The sequence below is a fragment of the Micromonospora sp. SCSIO 07396 genome (genome assembly GCF_053667945.1).
In genome coordinates this window covers 1,959,193-1,976,081 of the sequence record NZ_CM132210.1, presented here as the reverse complement: position 1 = coordinate 1,976,081, position 16,889 = coordinate 1,959,193, and the positions used below count along the sequence as shown (strand labels likewise).

The window sequence follows — 16,889 nt, the reverse complement described above, 5'->3', positions numbered from 1 at the left end:
GAGACCCGGCCCAGAGTATGTCAACATACGAGACGTCATCTTGAATGAAGTCACGCTGGCGAGAGGGAGCGGATGGACGACGAGGTACCGGCGCCCCTGCGCCACGCCGCCGCGCGGGCGGTCGACGAGGCCACCCTGGTCGACGCCCTGGCCGCGCTCACCGCCCAGCCCAGCCCGTACGGCCGGGAGCGGGCCACCGCGCTGCGGGTCGCCGACTGGGCCGCCACCCGCTGGCCGGAGCTGTCCTGGCAGGTCGACCCGCTGGAGCGCACCCCGACCACGCCCGACAGCGCCAACCTGGTCGGCGGCACCGACCTGGGCGACCACCCCGAGCTGTTGATCTACTCGCACCTGGACACCTCGCTGACCGGCGGGAACGACTTCGACGCCCCGATCACCGGCCGGCGCACCCCCGCCCCCGCGCTGGAGTTGTCCGGCCCGGCCAACGAGGTGGTCAGCGGCTTCGGCCTCGGGGTGGCCCGGGCGGCGGCCGCCGCCGCCCTGGTCGGCTACGCCGCCGCTGCCGAGACCCTGCGGGCCGCCGGCCGGCCACACCGGCTGACCCTGCTGCTCGCCGCCACCGGCACCCACCGCGACGACCCCACCGCCGGCCCGGAGGACGGCGTCGCGCCGGCCCCCACCACCGGCGGGGTCCTGCACCACCTGCGCGGGCGGCCACGGCCGGCCGCCGCGATCGTGGCCAAGACCAGCCCACCGGGCATCCTCACCGCCGAACCGGGGGCGATGTTCCTGCGGGTACGCCTGTCCAGCGGGTTCCACCCGGCGCTGTTCCGGGACACCGCCACGCCCCCCGGCGGGCTGCTCGCCCACCTCGGCGTGGTAGTCGAGGCGCTGGAGGAGTTCCGCCGGGCCCACCTGGCCCAGCGGGCCGACCCGGACGCCCAGGTCGGGGCGGAACTGGGCCTGGGGGCGGTCCGCGCCGGTCAGCCGGGCAAGCCCGACCTGCTGCCCGGGGTGCTGGACCTGCACCTCTACCTGACCACGGTGCCCGGCGACGATCCGCGGCAGATCACCGACGCGCTGCGGGCCACCCTGACCCGGCGGCTGCGCAACACCCCGCTGGCCGACTGCGGGCTGGCCGTGGCCGGACATCCGGCCCACCCGTCCGCGGCCACCCCGCCCACCGCGCCGATCTGCCGGCACGCCGGCGACGCCTGGCTCGCCGCGTACGGCCGGCCACCGGCGCCGCTGCGCGGGTGGACCGGGTCGACCGACGGGGTGGTGCTGCGCGCCCGGGGGGTGCCCACCGTACGGCTGGGTCCGCCGGCGTTACCGCCCGATCCGGCCGACCCGCGACGGGACCGGTACGCCCTGTCGGAACTGGTGCGTTTCGCCCGGTTGTACGCCGACATCGCGGTGCGCCACCAGCAGGCATCGACAGGCTGACGTGTCATATGCCATGATACTGTCTCACTCTGCGCACAAAGGAATCCAGATGGCGGACGATGCCCCTTCGCCGGTCAAGAGCGCTGACCCCAGCTCACCGGCGATCCAGACCGTGCAGCGCGCGGCGGTCATCCTCAATGCGTTCACCGCGGCCCGCCCGCGCCTGAGCCTCAACGAACTCACCGCCAGCCTCGGCACCAGCAAGGCCACCGCGCACCGCTACACCAAGGCGCTGCGGGAGAGCAACCTGCTGCGCTACGACGAGCGGGAGGGACTTTACTCCCTCGGCCCGCAGATCCTGACCCTCTCCGCCGCCGCCCGCGCGGCGATGCCGGTGATCAGCATCGCCGGCCCGCGCATGCAGCAACTGGTCCGCGAGATCGACGAGACGGTCGTGCTCAGCGTCTGGGACGGCGACACCGCCGTGGTGGTCCGCGCCGACGACAACACCGACCGGGTGATCCGAGTCAGCGTCCGGACCGGCTCCCGGCTGTCCCGCACCGAATCCGCCCAGGGCCGGGTGTTCTGCGCCTTCCTCCCCGAGGCCGACGTGCCGGGGCTGGCCGACGAGATCGCCGCCTCCGCCGAGCTGCGCCGGGAGGTCGAGAAGATCCGACGGACCGGCATCTCGGCCAACACGCCCTCGGCCAACGGGGTCCGCAGCATCGCCGCGCCGATCTTCCGGGGCAGCACCCTGATCGCCGCGATGGCCATCGTCGGCACCACCACCTCGGTCCCCGAGGGCACCGACAGCACACTCGCCATCGCCCTGCAACGCGTCGCCGCCCTGGTCACCGCCGAACTGGGCAGCGGCGGCAACGGCCACCACCTGCCCGGTAACGGCAACGGCCAGCACCCCCCGGCCGGCAACGGCAGCCGCTGACCTGCCACGGCAGCCCGACCGCGGCACGCCGGTCGGGTCACCGGGCCGGCGGTCGGGGTCAGCCCGCGCCGAGCGCCTCGGACAACTCCCGGGCCACCAGCCGCAGGCTGTCCGCCGCCGCGGCCTCCACCGCGCCGGACAGCGCCGTGCTGGTGCCCAGCACGGCCAGCGCGGCCACCACCTGGGTCCGCTCGAACACCGGGGCGGCCAGCACGCGTACCCCGAAATCCTCGGGCGAGTTGGCCGCGTAGCCGTCCCGGCGGACCTGCTCGACGACGGCCCGCAGGCCCGCCGACAGCCGCAACTGGCGGGCCACCGCGGGCGCCTCGGCGGCCGACAGGTAGGCGCAGAAGACCCGACCCTGCGCCGAGCGCAACAGATCCAACGGCGAACCGGTGCGCACACTGAGCCGCACGTCGCCGCTGGTGTTGTCCATGCAGCGGACCACCGTGGGCGCCTCACCGTTCCACACGCTGAGCACCGAGGTCTGGTTGGTCAGCCGGGTGAGCCGGTCCAGGTGCGGTTCGGCGGCGGTGACGATGGGCAGCGCCGCGCGGGCGGCGGCCTCCATCGCCAGCACCTGCGGACCCAGCGTGTAGGTGGCGGTGGCCGTGTCGAAGCGCAGCAGGTTGGCCGCCCGCAGCGCGCGGGCGTACCGGTGCGCGGTGGCCCGGCTGACGGCCAGGTCGGCGGTCAGCTCGGCCAGGGTGAGCCGGGGCCGCTCCACGGAGAACGCCTGGAGGATGGTGGCGGCCCGCTGCACGGTCTGGATCGCCGGCGCGTCACCTGCCGACTCGTCGACTCCGCCCGTCACCGCGCCACCTCGCACTCGCCGTCCACCGAAAGGCGAACTCTACCGAGCACGGGCCGGATCCGGCGACACGGACACCACCGCACGCCGGATCCGGAAACCGGCTACGCCGGGCCGCCCGCCCCCGAACCGGGGACGGGCGGCGGTTCGGGTGCCCCCGCGAGCTGGCGGTGCACCTCGCCGCTGTCCCAGTAGTCGACCCGGTGGGCGATCAGGCCGTCGGCGTCGACCCGGAACCGGAACACGCCACGGATGCGCACCGGCGCCCGGCCGGCCGAGGCCAGCCGGAACGACATCCGGTACGCCACCGCCGCCCGGTCGGCGTCGGCGAGCAGTTCCTCCACCTCGTAGCGCAGGTCGACGAACTCGGCCAGGAAGCCGTCGAGCCGGGCCCGGTAGCGGGCCCGGCCGACCACCGTCCGGCCGAGGGCGGCGGTGTGCTCGTTGACGAAGTCGACGCTCACGCAGCCGGCCACGGCATCGGCGTCGTGGGCGTTCAGCGCCGCCAGGTACCGCTGCACGGCGGCGCGGGTGGACGCTGCGGTCAGCTCCCCCACCGACGCCGCACGGTGTCGAAGACCTGCTGGTCGTGGGAGATCTCGATGACGTTGCCGTCGGGGTCCTTCAGCGCGCAGATGTAGCCGACCGGCGGCGGCATCTGACGCGGCTCCCAGTGCAGGCAACCCAGCTCGCGGGCCCGCCCGGCGATCTCGTCGACGTCCGAACGCTGCGGCACCTCGATGCCGATGTGCGCGAACGGGTGCAGCAGGCCGAGCTGGCCGCCCTTGTCCTTGTTGAAGGAGACGAGCACCAGCACGAACGGGGTCTCGACCTGCTTGTCGTTGGAGAGCCAGACGCTCTCGCCGTCGGCGTCGGCGAACCGCTCCACCACCACCAGCGGGGTGAGCGTGGTGTAGAACGAGATCGCCTTGTCGAGGTCGCCGGTAGGCAACGCCACATGCGTCCATCGGGCTTGGGTCAGGCCGGTCGCCACTGTTACCTCCACCGTACCGAAATGTCCATCACTATCGCGTCCACCAGCCTATTCACTCTTTGCCGGCGGGGGCGATGTGCCGGGGACACAAAGCCGGCACGCCGGGTTCGACGCGCCGGGACGGTGCCGTCGGCCGGCCCGCGTGCCAGCGTGGGGGCACATCGCGTACGGGAGGACGATCGGATCATGCAGTACCGCAGACTGGGTGGGACCGGGGTCGAGGTGAGCACCCTCTGCCTGGGCACCATGATGTTCGGCGCCTGGGGCAACACCGACGAGCAGGAGTGCCACCGGATCGTCGCCGAGGCGCTCGACGCCGGGATCAACCTGGTCGACACCGCCGACGTGTACGCCCACGGCGAGTCCGAGGAGATCCTCGGCCGGGCGCTGCGCGGCCGGCGCGACGACGTCGTGCTGGCCACCAAGTTCCACGAGCCGATGGGCGACGACCGCAACCGCCGGGGCAACTCCCGCCGCTGGATCCGGCAGGCGGTCGACGGCAGCCTGCGCCGGCTCGGCACCGACTGGATCGACCTCTACCAGGTGCACCGCCCCGACCCGCTCACCGACGTCGACGAGACCCTCGGCGCGCTGACCGACCTGGTCCGGGAGGGCAAGGTCCGGATGATCGGCACCTCGGCGTTCCCCGCCGAGCAGCTCGTCGAGGCGCAGTGGGTGGCCGAACGCCGGCAGCGGGAACGCTTCACCACCGAACAGCTCGGCTACTCGGTCCTCACCCGGGGTGTCGAGGCCGCCGCTCTGCCCACCAGCGAGCGGTACCGGCTCGGCGTGCTGGTGTTCAGCCCGCTCAACGGCGGCTGGCTGACCGGCAAGTACCGGTCGACGGCCGTACCGGCGGACTCCCGCGCCGGGCGCAACGGCGACCATTTCGACTTCCGCGACGCCGCCGCCCGGGACCGCAAGCTCGCCCTGGTCGACGAGCTGGCCACGCTCGCCGACGAGAGCGGCCTGACGCTGATCGACCTGGCGCTCGGGTTCGTGCTGAGCCACCCGGCGGTCACCAGCGCCATCATCGGCCCGCGTACCCTCGCCCAGCTGCGCAGCCAACTGCCCGCCGGGGAGCCGGCCGGGCTGCCGGCCGACGTGCTGGACCGGATCGACGAACTGGTCCGGCCCGGCCACGACGTCAACCCGGCCGACGCCGGCTACCGGGTACCGGCCCTGACCGACCCGACCCTGCGCCGCCGCCCCTGACCGTCGTCAGCGGCGGTCACCCCGGACCCAGGCGGCGGTCGCCGGCCCGCACGCCGGGGCCGCCACGCCGTACCCCGGGACCACCACGCCGCAAGGTCACGCTCGAACATGGTCGTCAACACCGTTGCGTTGACGCCGTGGGCGGCTGGTCAACCCAGAGCAGGAAGTGCCCGATCGAGAAGCGGGGTCGGCCTCCTTGGCGATCATGGAGTCGGGTGCCGATTTTGGCTGCTTTACGGGCGTTTTGTTACCCCCGCAGCTCCATGATCGGCGAGGCAGTGCTGATTGACGAACAGCCGTTCCACCTAACGCAACAGTTTTGACATGGTTGTAGTGGCCTCGCTGTGCCCGGAGGCCACTACAACCAGGAAGTAACACGCTCTTGCCGGCCGGCGACGGCACCGCAGAGCGGGCAGCGGGCGTCGGAGGCGGGAAGTGGGTCGCCGGGAGTGGCGGCGGGGGGCGGTGCGCTCGGCGGTGAGCAGGGCGCGGGCGGCGGCGACCCGCGCCAGGTCCACCGCGACCGGCCCGAACCCGGTCCGGGGGTGGTCGTGGCCGTCGCCGACCCGGGCGGCCATGCCGGCGGCCTCGTCGAGCAGCTCGGCCGTGGTGTGGACGTCGCGTCCCGGGCAGGCGGCCAATGCCGCCTGCATCACCAGCGTTCCGCACAGCGACAGCTCCGCAGCGGGCGCGTCGTCGAGGTCGGGCGGGACGATCCGGTACGCGGCAGCCAACGCCGTCGACCGGGCCATCCGCGCCCGCCCCGAGGTACGAAGCACCTGGCCGAGTTGCACGGTGGCGGTGGCCACCAACACCGCGTCACCGGTCGCAGTGGTCATCGCCCGGTCGGCGGCCAACCACGCCAGCTCCATCGCCGGGACACGCAGGTATCGACAATGCGGTCTGGACGACCAGGTGCGAGATGCCGGCACGGCTAGACGCATACCGCCTGTGCCACCCACACAGTTGACGGTAGGCGCGACGGCGACCACGGATCGGGCGACGACAGCGTGCCTCAGATCCAGCCCTGTTCCCAGGCGATCGCGGCGGCGTCGGCGCGGGAACCGACGTTCAGTTTCGCCATCGCGGACGAGATGTGGTTGCGGACGGTGCCGTGGGCGAGGCCGAGCTGCCGCGCGATGTGCTTGGTGGGCAGGCCGTCGCGGGTCAGCCGCAGCACGTCGATCTCGCGCAGCGTCAGCGGGGTCTCCTGCTCGGTGAGCGCCGACGCGGCCAGGCGCGCGTCGACGTAGCGTTCGCCGGCGGCCACCGACCGGATGATCCTGGCCAGCTCCGACGCCGGGGTGGACTTCGGCACGAAGCCGTGCACCCCGGCGTTCAGCGCCCGCTTGAGGGTGCCCGGTCGGGCGTGCCGGGTGACGATGACGACCTGCGTGGCGACGAGCCGCAGCAGCCGGCGGGCGGCGTCGACCCCGTCGAGTCCGGGCATCTCGAGGTCGAGCAGGGTCAGGTCGGGGCGGTGGGCGACGGCGGCGGCGACTGCGGCCTCGCCGTCGGCGACGTCCGCGACGATCTCGATGTCGGCCTCGAGGGAGAGCAGCGCCACGAGCGCGCCCCGGATGAGCTCCTCGTCGTCGGCGATCACAATCCGGATCACTTGCCGGTCCCCCGTCGTCTCCCCGACGCGGTGGGCTCCGGCGGGGCAGACCCCGCGGCGTCCGGCGTGGGGATGCGGACGACCAGCACGAACGTGTCCCCCTCACGGGTGGTCTCGACCGTTCCACGCTGGGCCGCGACCCGGTCGGCGAGGCCGGCCAGGCCCGTTCCGTCGCGGCGCGGCACCCCGGCGGCGTCGTTGGTGACGGTCAGCCGGTACTCCGCCGCGTCGGCCCCGGGGTGCCCCGGTTCGGGGGTGCCGACGCGGACGAGTTCGATGGTGGCCTCGGTCGCCCTGCTGTGCCGCAGCACGTTGGTCACCGCCTCCCTGATCGCGACGGCGAACAGCGCGCCGAGGGCCACCGGCAGGTCCGGCGTGTCGATGCGTGCCGTGCAGCGGATGCCGGCGGACCGCAGCACCGCCGCCGCGTTGCGCGCCTCCGTCGCCACGGTGACGGTGCGGTAGTCGTTCACCACGGCGCGGGTGTCGTCGAGGGCCACCCGCGCGATCCGGCGGATCTCGGCGATCTCCCGGCCGGCCCGCTCGGGCTGGCCGATCAGCAGGCGCTCCGCCAGTTCACTCTTCAACGCGATCACCTGGAGGTTGTGGCCCTGGATGTCGTGCAGGTCGGTGGCGAACCGGAGCCGCTCCCGCGCCACCGCCAGGTCCGACGCGAGCCGGCGGGCGTGTTCCAGCCGCAGCACCACCTGCTGCACCCAGACCGCGCTCAGCGGCAACAGGGTGAACACCGCGAGGGTGCTGAGCACGATGGCGTCGGCGGCCGCATCGGGCGGCGGCCCGACGCGCGACGGGGCCAGCACGCTGATCAGGCCGCCGAGACCGATCACGGCCCAGCAGCCGAGGATCACCGTCGCCCGCCACCGGCCCCGGACCAGACAACTGAGCACCCCGCCCGCCATCGCCAGGGTGAACGCCCACCCCCAGCCGGCGAACGGCGGCACGACGGCCAGCACCCACACCGCGCCGGACAGCGCCAGCAGCACCAGGACGAGCGGATGGCCGGGCGGCACCTCGTCGGGGCCCCGCAGCAGCAGGGGAATCGCGGCGAGCCCGGCCAGGACGGCGGCGGTCGTCGCGACCAGCAGGACGACCGTCCGGGGGCCGCTTGCCATGCCGACGCCGAGCAGCACCTGCACGACGCCACCGATCAGCATGCCCAGCCCCAGCGAGAGCACCGTGAACAGGCGCATCGCCCGCAGGTCGGCGGCCACTCGCGGCGCACCCTGCCAGGTGTCCGTCACCGGCTCAGCGTAGCGACCGGGCCGTCAGGAAAGCCCCGGTCTGCTGGGCGATCTCCGGCGACAGCGTGTGGTGCAGGTAGTGGTCGCCCTCCAGGACGACCACCTGACCGGTGTCGACGCTCGCCGCCTGCTGCTCGTGCAGGGCGACCCAGTCCGCCACGTCGGTGTCGTTCGACCGGACGAACAACAGGACGGGCAGCCCTTTCGGGAAGGTCTTCCCGCTGACGCTGGCAAAGTTCGCCGGGGCGTGCTCCATCTCGTTCACCATGGTCGGGGCGGCCGTGTTCTTCGCGGTGAGCAACCGCAACTGCTCCCGGGTCCGCCCGTCGTAGGGCAGGCCCGCGTACGGGTCGTCGGCGATCGCCGCCAGCGCCCGGGTGACGCCGAGCCTGCTCAGGCCGACGATCACGCCGGTGGGGATCGGGTCGTCCCAGCCGGGCTGGTCGGGGACGCTGCTGTCGATGCCGACGAAGGCGACGAGTTCGTCGGGGTAGCTGGCGGCGTAGGTCAGCGCGTAGATGCCGGCGATCGAGTGGCCCATCAGCACGTACCGGTCGATGCCGAGGTGCCGCAGCGCCTCGTGCACCTCCCGGGTGATGTTCGCGGCGGTGCGGTCGGTGTCGGTGGGGTCGCTCAGGCCGGTGCCGAACGGTTCGACCGCGACGACCCGGTACGTGCGCTGGAGTTCCGTGATCAGCGGCTGGAAGTCGAGCGCGGGGGCGGCGGTGCCGAGGCCGGGCAGCAGCACGATTGTCTCGGCACCGCTGCCCGCGACCACCACGTTCATCCGTTTACCGTCCACGGGCACGGGTTGCCCGTACCGGGTGATCGAGGAGGCTTCCGAGCGCGTCGCCACGACGTTGACCACGGCGGTCGTCGCGAGCAGGAGCACCGGCACGGCGATCAGGACACCGAGGGTGGTGAGCACGACCCGCACGGGCTTTCGCATGGGTTCTTCTTTCGGATCGGCGGCGCATCCGGATCACTCCCGTGATGCCTGACCAGCCAATCAAGCGCGCGAGGCGCTGCGGAAGTGTCCCGCTGTCACGACCGATCGTGACAAAAAGTCATGGTATGCCCCGTGAGCCCCCGGGTCCGCGTGCGCAAACGAGATCCCCACGGCGGGCGGCTGCCGACCCGGGACCCACACGGCGCAGCGACCGCCACCGGAGGAGGGTGGCCGCTGCGCCGTGCGGGCGGACCGGAGTCGGGGAATCCCCCGTCAGGTGGTGCCGCGTTGGAACGGTTGGGCCAGTGCCCGGGGTTCGCGGTGCGCGGTGGCGAACACCAGCATCGCCAGCAGGGCCAGCAGGTAGGGCGCGGCGATCAGCAGCTGCGAGTTCATGGTGACCCCGAGCGCCGGCAGCGCCAGCCGCATCGCGTCGGCGAGGCCGAAGACGACGCAGCCGACCAGGGTCCGGCCGAGCCGCCAGGCCCCGAAGATGACCGCCGCGATGACCAGGTAGCCCCGGCCGGCGGTCATGTTCTGGTTGAACGAGCCGACCTCGCCGACGGCCAGGTACGCCCCGCCGAGCCCGGCGAGCAGCCCGCACCAGAGCAGCGCCTGCCGCCGCCGCTTGTTGACCTCGATCCCGCTGACGTCGGCGGCCTGCGGGTTCTCCCCCACCGCCCGCAGCTCCAGCCCCCACCGGCTGCGCTCGACCAGCCACCAGGTCAGCGGGATCACCGCCAGCAGCAGGTAGACCGGCCAGCGTTGCACGAACAGCATCGGGCCGATGATCGGGATGTCGCGCAGCACCGGGATGTCCACCTGCCAGACCTGGTGGCCGGTGAACGTGCTCACCGTGATCAGGTAGCTGGTCAGGCCGAGCACCAGCGCGTTGAGCACCAGGCCGACGACGAACGTGTTGATCTGCACCCGGTGCGACAGGATGCCGTGCACGAACGCCACCGCGACCCCGACCAGCGCGCCGGCCACCAGGCCGATGGTGGCGCTGCCGGTGGCGCTGGCGACCGCGATCGACCCGAACGCAGCGCCGAGCATCATCGCCTCGACGGAGATGTTGAGGGTGCCGGCGCGCTGGGCGACGTACTCCCCGCAGGCGGCGAAGGCCAGGGGCACGGTGAGCCGGGCCCCGCTGGAGAGGATGGTGGCGATGTTGTCGGCGGCGCTCATGCCAACCTGCCTTCCATGGCGTCCTTGGTGCCGGCGGTCCCGGCGTCGCCGGGGTCCGCCGGTTCCGGCGCGGTGCTGCGGGGGCCGGGCACCGACGCGGTCGGGGTGGCCGGGGCCGACGGGTCGGTCGGCTCCGGCGAGGCCACTGCGGCGGTCGGGGTGGCCGGAGTGGCCGGAGTGGCCGGGGTCGTCGGCTGGTCGGCCAGGCGGCGTCGACGCAGCATGCCGATCACCACCGGCGGTGCGACGAACGCCAGCACCAGCAGCGCCTTGACCACGTCGACCAGGAACGACGGCACGCCGGTGGCGGCCAGGAAGCTGCCGCCGGCCCGCAGCACGCCGAACAGCACCGCCACCGGGATGGCCAGCAGCGGGTTGTTCCGGGCGACCAGGGCGACCAGCAGGCCGTCCCAGCCGATGTTGAGCGACATCCCCGGCTGCAACCGGTTGGTGCCGACCGGGCTGGTCAGCAGCAGCGCCCCGGCCAGGCCGGCCAACGCGCCGGAGATCGCCAGGGCGATGCCGCCCAGGGCGCCGACCCGCACCCCGGCGTGCCGGGCCGCCGCCGGGTTGAGACCGACCATCTTCAACCGGAAACCCCAGCGGGTACGCGCCATCACCAGCGCCAGCACCACCGCCACCACGACGGCCAGCACCAGACCGCCGTTGAGCTGGAGGTTCGGGTACTCGCCGAGGGAGGTGAGCCGGGCGTTCTCCGGCACCGGGTTGGACTGCGGGGACAGTGTGCCCCGGCCCAGCCGGGACTCCTGGAGCAGCCACGGGGTGTTCACCGCGAACGAGATGAGCTGCTGGGCGAGGAACGTCATCAGCATCGTGCTGACCACGACGTTGACGCCCCGGAACCGGTACATCAGGGCACTGAGCCCGGCCCAGACGCCGGCACCGATCACCGAGGCGAGCAGCACCAGGACCAGCAGCAGCGGTCCGGGTACGGCCAGCCGCAGGCCGACCCACGCGCCGGCGAGCGCGCCGATCAGCACCTGCCCCTCCTGGCCGATGTTGAAGAAGCCGGAGCGGGCGCTGACGCACGCCCCGACGGCGACCAGCAGCAGCGGCGCGACGTACAGCAGGGAGGTGGACCAGGCCGCCGGGGACGCCATGCTGCCCTGGTAGAGGGCCTTGGTGGAGGCGGTCGGTGAGCCGCCGGTGACCGCGATCAGCAGGGCGGACAGGCCGAGCGCGACGCCGATCGTGGCGACGGTGGCGAGGCCGACCTGCCAGCCGCCGGGGCCGGGGTTGAGCCGGCGCAGCAGCCGCTGGCCGGTGCCGTCGATACCGAGGGTGGCCATCAGTGACTCACCCCGCCGACCAGCATGCCGAGCCGCTCGGCGGTGGCCTCGGCGGTGGGGAGCACCCCGACGATCCGGCCGGAGGAGATCACCGCGATCCGGTTGGCCAGGGCCATCACCTCCTCCAGTTCCGTGGAGATCAGCAACACCGCCACCCCTTCCGCGGCGGCCTGCCGCAGCCGCACGTACATGTCTTCGATCGCGCCGACGTCCAGCCCGTGGGTCGGTTGGGCGGCGACCAGCGCCTTCGGCCCGGCGGACAGTTCCCGGGCCAGCACCACCCGCTGCTGGTTGCCCCCGGAGAGGCTGCGCAGCGGGGTGTCCGGCGAGGGGGCCACGATGTTGAACTCGACCATCTGCCGCTGGGCGATCCGGTGCATCCGCCGCCGGCTGAGCACCCCGCGTGAGCTGACCCCGGCGAGGGACTTCATCACCAGGTTCTCGGCGACGCTCATGTCGAGCACCACGCCGGAGTGGTGCCGGTCCTCGGGCACGATGCCGAGTCCGGCGGTGTGCAGCGCGCCGGGGCGGACCAGGTCGACCGGCCGGCCGTCGAGTTCGACGGTGCCGGAGTCGGGGACGAGCAGCCCGGACAGCAGCTCACCGACGGTGGCCTGGCCGTTGCCCTCGACCCCGTACAGGCCGACGATCTCGCCGGGGGCGACGTCGAGGCTGAGCTTGTCCAGCACCGGCAGGCCGCCGACGAGCAGGGTCACCTCGCGCAGCCGCAGCGCCGCCGGCCGCTCCGGCGCTGCGGGGGCGCCGGCCGCCGGGGCGGCACCGGTGGCGACGCCGTCGACCGGTTCGGGACGTTCGACGGGCAGCAGGCCCAGCGCCGCGCTCTCGGACTGCAACGACACCTCCCGGCCGACCATCTGCCGGGCGAGCTGCTGGGCGGTGGTGTCCTTCGTCGCGCCGTGGAACGCGACCGCGCCGCGCCGCAGCACGGTCACCCGGTCGGTGGCCGCCATGATCTCGGCGAGCTTGTGGCTGATCAGGATGACCGCCCGCCGTTCCGCCTGCACCACCCGACGCAGCACGGTGAACAGCTCCGCCGACTCGGCCTGGGTGAGCACCGAGGTCGGCTCGTCCAGGATCAGGATGGACGGGTCACGGCGCAGGCACTTGATCAGCTCGACCCGCTGCCGTTCCCCGGCGGAGAGCCGGTCGATGCGGGCGTGCGGGTCGATGGGCAGCCCGTACCGTCGGGACACCTCCTCGACCTGGGCGCAGGCCGCCGCCCGGTCGATCCGCCCGGTGTCGCCGAGGATGACGTTCTCCCAGACGGTGAGCGGTTCGATCAGGCTGAAGTGCTGGTGCACCATGCCCAGGCCGAGGTCGGCGGCGACCTGCGGACTGTCGATCTCGACCGGTTCGGTGCCGCGCGTGATGGTGCCGGCGTCGCGGTGCACCAACCCGAGCAGGATCTTCATCAGGGTCGACTTTCCGGCCCCGTTCTCGCCGAGCAGGCCGTGGATCTCGCCGGGTCGTACGGCGAGATCCACGGCGTCGCAGGCGACGACCGGACCGTAACGCTTGCTGACCCCGCGCAGGGTGAGAGCCGGCGTCAGCTGGTCGTCAACGTCCACAGTCCGTTTCACCTCGTTGGTCGTCGGGCAGCGGGGGTCAGGAGCCGAGCTTGGCGACCGTCGCGGCGGTGTCGGTCTTGCCGCTGGCCACGTCGGCGACGAAGGCGTCCATCTTCTGGGTCTGCTCCGGGGTCGGCTTGCAGATCTTGACGGCCGGGTACGGGTCCTTGCCCAGCTCCCACTTCTTGGTGGTGCCGAGGGTCATCTCGCCCTTGGCGAACAGCTCCAGCGCGGCGGCGAAGTACGCGCCCGGGTCGAAGATGACCGAGATGTCGAAGCGCGGGTCGGTCGAGTCGCACCGGTCGGTGCCCGGGGTCAGGGTGAGCGCGCCGCCGGTGTTGGCCAGCTTGGCCGCCGCGTCGGTGGCCCCGCCCAGGTACGGGTAGACGACCTTGACGCCCTGGCTGATCTGCGCCTGGACGGCCTCCCGGGCCTTCGCCGAGTCGTTGAAGTCACCGGTGTAGGTGGTCACCAGGGTCGCGTTCGGCACCACCATCCGGATGCCCGCCTTGTACGCCTTGGCGGCGTTGACCGAGAAGTCGGCCTCCATGCCGGTGACGAAGCCGGCCTTGGTGGCGTTCTTCTCCTGCATGACCAGGCCGGTGGCGTACCCGGCGGCGAGCATGCTCTGGTTGGGGTCGTCGCTGGACAGCGTCACCCGGGGCGTCTGCGGGATGTTCTCCGACGACGGCACGTACCAGGAGGTCTTGGCGCAGACCGGCTCCTCGGAGGCCGGGATGGCGTCCTTGAGCTCGGAGGCCCCGAGCGCCACCATGTCCACGCCCTGCTGACACAGCGCGCGGGCGGCGCTGAGCGCCTCGGTCGGCGGCACGTTGCCGCGCTTGATGACCTGCCAGCCCTTCTCGGTGGCGAACTTCTCGGCACCGACGACGAAGCTCTCGTAGTAGCCGTTGTCGTTGATGTCGCCGGGGCTGAGCACGCCGATGACGACCTTGCCGTCACCGTTGGCGTCGGGCTGCCCGGCGGGGGCCGTACCGCTGCTGGCCGACCCTCCCGCCGACGGCGCGGTCGCGTCGTTGCTCGCGCAACCGACCAGGGCGAATCCCAGCGCTCCGGCGAGCAGCGCCGCCGGACCCCGAGCAATCCTCATTGTCATGGTGCTTTCCCTTCACGTGGGGTCGGCGCGCCGCCCGGCACGGACCGGCGCGCGGAGTACTCGGTCGCTGGCACGCTGGGCCAGCGAGGGGGGATGTCGATGCCGACCCGGCGCAGCAGGGCGGCCCGACGCTGGGCGGCCTCCTCGCGCAGGGCGTCGACGTCGACGGTGGTGATCCGCCGGTCGCGGACCACCAGCCGGCCGTCGACCAGGACGTCCCGGACGGTGTGCCCGGCCGCGCCCCAGACGAGCTGGGTGGGCAGGTCACCGCGCGGAATCCAGGGGATGGTCCGGGTGTCGAGCAGCACCAGGTCGGCGGCCTTGCCGACCTCGATCGAGCCGGTCAGCGCCCCGAGCCCGACGGCGGCGGCGCCGTCGACGGTGGCCAGGGCGAAGACCTCGTCGGCGCGCAGCGGGTCGGGGACGCCCCGGTCCCGCTCCAGGCCGGCGAAGAGTCGGGCGGCCCGCCACAGGTCGGGGGTGTCCCCGGCGTTGTGCGAGTCGCAGCCCAGCGCGAGCCGGCCGCCGGCCCGGTGCAGGGCGGTGTGCCGGCCGGCCCGGGTGAAGCCCTGCCCGAGCCGCAGGTAGGCACCCGGGCAGGAGGCGACGGCGGTGCCGGTCCCGACGAGCGCGTCGACCTCGGCGTCGTCGAGCCACACCGCGTGGCCGAGCAGCAGCCGGGGGCCGAGCACGCCGAGGTCGGCCAGGTGGCGTACGGGCCGGGCCCGGCCGGCGGCGGCGTAGGCGGCGGCGTCCTCGGGGCCGGGCGACAGGTGCCAGGTCATCGGCACGTCGAGCCGCTCGGCGAGCGCCGCCGCGCCGGTGAACAGCGCGTCGCTGACCAGGTCGTGCCCGACCAGGGTGATCCAGCCGGTGACCAGCGGGTCGCCGGCCAGGGCGGCGACGGTGTCGGCCTGCACGGCGAGGGTGTCGGCGGCCGGCATGGCGTACGGCGCGTCGTCGGCGTCCCAACCCCAGCCGCCGACCCGGGCCCGGATGCCGGCGGTACGCAGCCCGGCGGCGACCCGCAGCGGGTGCGCCACCGTGCCGGGCTCCAGCAGGGTGGTGACCCCGTAGCTGAGCGACTCGACGGCGGTGAGGGTGGCCGACAGTTCGTCGTCGTCGCCGGTGACCGCGGCGTGCAGCGGCACGATCCAGTCGAAGATCGCCTGCTGGGCCGGGACGTCGTCGGGGATGCTGCTGCGCACCAGCGGGTCGGCGGTGGTGTGCTGGTGGGCGTTGACCAGGCCGGGGACGGCCACGCAGCCGGTGGCGTCGAGTTCGGGGCTGCCCGGGTACGCCGCGCGCAGGGTCGCCACCGGGCCGATCGCGGCGATCCGGCCGTCGACCACGGCGATCGTGCCGCCGGGGACGACCGCCCGGTCGGGGGCCATGGTGACGATCTCGGCGTCGACGACCAGCAGGTCCGCCGGGCGGGGGTCGGCGGGGGTCGCCGTCGGGGTGGTGGTCATGGCCGGACGAGGATCTTGCCGACGAGGTCGCCGGACTCCTGCCGGGCGTACGCCTGCGCCAGGTCGGTCAGGGGGTACTCCGCGCCCCGGAGCACCCGCAGGCCGCCGGCGAAGTAGGCGTCGAGCATGTCGGCGAAGTCGGCCGGGCGGTACGCCCCCGCCCCGAGCAGCCGCAGACCGCGCCGGTAGACGTCGGAGAGGGAGAAACTGACCTGGTCGCCCGTGGTGTTGCCGAGCAGCACGATCCGGCCGCCGGTGCGCAGGCTGGCCAGCGAGGTGGCCCAGGTGGCGGTGCCGACGTGGTCGACGACCAGGTCGACGCCGTGGCCGTCGGTGTGCTCGCGTACCCGCTCGACGGTGTGCTCGTCGAGGTCGAGCACGTCCGCGCCGAGGTCGGCGGCGACGGCCCGCTTGGCTTCGGTACGCGCCACCGCGAGCACCCGGGCGCCGGCCCGGCGGGCGAGTTGGACGGCGGCGATGCTGACCGCGCTCGTGGCGGCCTGCACCAGCACCCACTCCCCGGGGCGGACCGCGCCGACGCGGTGCACGGCGTGCCAGCCGAGGCTCCACGCGGTGGGCAGCGCGGCGGCCTCGGCGAGGTCGACGTGGGCGGGCACCCGGTGCACCACGGTGGCCGGGACGGTGACGTACTCGGCGAAGCCGCCGGGGCGGTTCCCGCCGACCACGGCCAGCGTGGCGCAGTAGCCCGGTTGGCCGTCCTTGCAGGTGGCGCAGCCTCCGCAGCCGATCGTCGGGTCGATCAGCACCCGGTCGCCGGGGCGTACCGTGGTGACCTGCGGTCCGACGGCGTCGACCTGGCCGGCGACGTCCATGCCGCCGATGTGGGGCAGCTGGAAGCCGGGCAGCAGGGCGGTGCGCCGCTGGAGCAGGTCGAGGCGGTTGACGGCGGCGGTGTGCACCCGGACGACCACGTCGGCCGGGCCCGGCTCGGGATCGGGCAGGTGCCGCAGGCTCAGCACCTCGGCGCCGCCGAAACCGGTCTGGACCATCGCCCGCATCGCAACCTCCCCACGGTCTACCAGTCAATATGGCGTCTTGCATTGTGATTCTCGC

16 protein-coding genes are annotated in these 16,889 nt (G+C 73.5%); 3 read left to right on the top strand and 13 right to left on the bottom strand.

Annotated elements, in window-relative coordinates; genetic code table 11:
* Nucleotides 1-72 precede the first annotated feature (72 nt).
* Nucleotides 73-1,407, top strand: coding sequence for a hypothetical protein (locus tag ACWCHM_RS08430; RefSeq protein ID WP_454221957.1), 1,335 nt, complete (start codon nucleotides 73-75; stop codon nucleotides 1,405-1,407).
* Between the two features lie 49 nt (nucleotides 1,408-1,456).
* On the top strand, nucleotides 1,457-2,290 hold the full coding sequence (locus tag ACWCHM_RS08425) for an IclR family transcriptional regulator (RefSeq protein WP_421488093.1): 834 nt from the start codon (nucleotides 1,457-1,459) through the stop codon (nucleotides 2,288-2,290).
* A gap of 58 nt (nucleotides 2,291-2,348) precedes the next feature.
* Here ACWCHM_RS08425 and ACWCHM_RS08420 read toward each other — a convergent pair whose 3' ends face one another.
* The 3 genes from ACWCHM_RS08420 to ACWCHM_RS08410 all read right to left on the bottom strand — a co-directional run bounded on the left by ACWCHM_RS08420 (nucleotide 2,349) and on the right by ACWCHM_RS08410 (nucleotide 4,059).
* Nucleotides 2,349-3,104 (bottom strand): IclR family transcriptional regulator, encoded by a 756-nt coding sequence (locus ACWCHM_RS08420; protein ID WP_204961601.1) that lies wholly within the window; start codon nucleotides 3,102-3,104, stop codon nucleotides 2,349-2,351.
* 101 nt (nucleotides 3,105-3,205) lie between these two features.
* A complete protein-coding gene (locus tag ACWCHM_RS08415) occupies nucleotides 3,206-3,658 on the bottom strand; it encodes a nuclear transport factor 2 family protein (RefSeq protein ID WP_245855058.1) in 453 nt (150 codons plus the stop codon).
* Nucleotides 3,646-4,059, bottom strand: a complete 414-nt coding sequence (locus ACWCHM_RS08410; protein ID WP_240762839.1) for a VOC family protein — start codon at nucleotides 4,057-4,059, stop codon at nucleotides 3,646-3,648. Before ACWCHM_RS08410 ends, ACWCHM_RS08415 begins: the two co-directional genes overlap by 13 nt.
* 222 nt (nucleotides 4,060-4,281) lie before the next feature.
* Here ACWCHM_RS08410 and ACWCHM_RS08405 point away from each other — a divergent pair, with 222 nt between their 5' ends.
* Complete coding sequence (locus tag ACWCHM_RS08405; protein WP_454221956.1) at nucleotides 4,282-5,310, top strand: aldo/keto reductase; 1,029 nt, start codon at nucleotides 4,282-4,284, stop codon at nucleotides 5,308-5,310.
* Nucleotides 5,311-5,615: 305 nt separating this feature from the next.
* Here ACWCHM_RS08405 and ACWCHM_RS08400 read toward each other — a convergent pair whose 3' ends face one another.
* The 10 genes from ACWCHM_RS08400 to ACWCHM_RS08355 all read right to left on the bottom strand — a co-directional run bounded on the left by ACWCHM_RS08400 (nucleotide 5,616) and on the right by ACWCHM_RS08355 (nucleotide 16,834).
* Nucleotides 5,616-6,182: a hypothetical protein gene (locus ACWCHM_RS08400; protein ID WP_454221955.1), complete on the bottom strand. Its 567-nt coding sequence runs from the start codon at nucleotides 6,180-6,182 to the stop codon at nucleotides 5,616-5,618.
* 143 nt (nucleotides 6,183-6,325) lie between these two features.
* Nucleotides 6,326-6,928, bottom strand: a complete 603-nt coding sequence (locus tag ACWCHM_RS08395) for a response regulator transcription factor (protein WP_454221954.1) — start codon at nucleotides 6,926-6,928, stop codon at nucleotides 6,326-6,328.
* Nucleotides 6,925-8,190 (bottom strand): sensor histidine kinase, encoded by a 1,266-nt coding sequence (locus ACWCHM_RS08390; RefSeq protein ID WP_454221953.1) that lies wholly within the window; start codon nucleotides 8,188-8,190, stop codon nucleotides 6,925-6,927. Before ACWCHM_RS08390 ends, ACWCHM_RS08395 begins: the two co-directional genes overlap by 4 nt.
* A gap of 4 nt (nucleotides 8,191-8,194) precedes the next feature.
* Nucleotides 8,195-9,139 carry an alpha/beta fold hydrolase gene (locus tag ACWCHM_RS08385; RefSeq protein WP_454221951.1) on the bottom strand — a complete coding sequence of 315 codons (945 nt, stop codon included), beginning with the start codon at nucleotides 9,137-9,139 and terminating at the stop codon, nucleotides 8,195-8,197.
* A gap of 273 nt (nucleotides 9,140-9,412) precedes the next feature.
* The gene (locus ACWCHM_RS08380) at nucleotides 9,413-10,327 is read right to left on the bottom strand and encodes an ABC transporter permease (protein WP_421482676.1); all 915 of its coding nucleotides are present in this window, start codon (nucleotides 10,325-10,327) and stop codon (nucleotides 9,413-9,415) included.
* Complete coding sequence (locus tag ACWCHM_RS08375) at nucleotides 10,324-11,637, bottom strand: ABC transporter permease (RefSeq protein ID WP_454221950.1); 1,314 nt, start codon at nucleotides 11,635-11,637, stop codon at nucleotides 10,324-10,326. The genes ACWCHM_RS08380 and ACWCHM_RS08375 overlap by 4 nt, the downstream gene beginning before the upstream one ends.
* Entirely contained in the window at nucleotides 11,637-13,226 is a 1,590-nt protein-coding gene (locus tag ACWCHM_RS08370; protein ID WP_454221949.1) for an ABC transporter ATP-binding protein, read from the bottom strand. The genes ACWCHM_RS08375 and ACWCHM_RS08370 overlap by 1 nt, the downstream gene beginning before the upstream one ends.
* A gap of 37 nt (nucleotides 13,227-13,263) precedes the next feature.
* Nucleotides 13,264-14,337 carry a BMP family ABC transporter substrate-binding protein gene (locus tag ACWCHM_RS08365; RefSeq protein ID WP_454221948.1) on the bottom strand — a complete coding sequence of 358 codons (1,074 nt, stop codon included), beginning with the start codon at nucleotides 14,335-14,337 and terminating at the stop codon, nucleotides 13,264-13,266.
* Between the two features lie 2 nt (nucleotides 14,338-14,339).
* Entirely contained in the window at nucleotides 14,340-15,815 is a 1,476-nt protein-coding gene (locus ACWCHM_RS08360) for an amidohydrolase family protein (RefSeq protein ID WP_454221947.1), read from the bottom strand.
* On the bottom strand, nucleotides 15,812-16,834 hold the full coding sequence (locus ACWCHM_RS08355; RefSeq protein WP_281896499.1) for a zinc-binding dehydrogenase: 1,023 nt from the start codon (nucleotides 16,832-16,834) through the stop codon (nucleotides 15,812-15,814). The genes ACWCHM_RS08360 and ACWCHM_RS08355 overlap by 4 nt, the downstream gene beginning before the upstream one ends.
* Nucleotides 16,835-16,889: the final 55 nt, after the last annotated feature.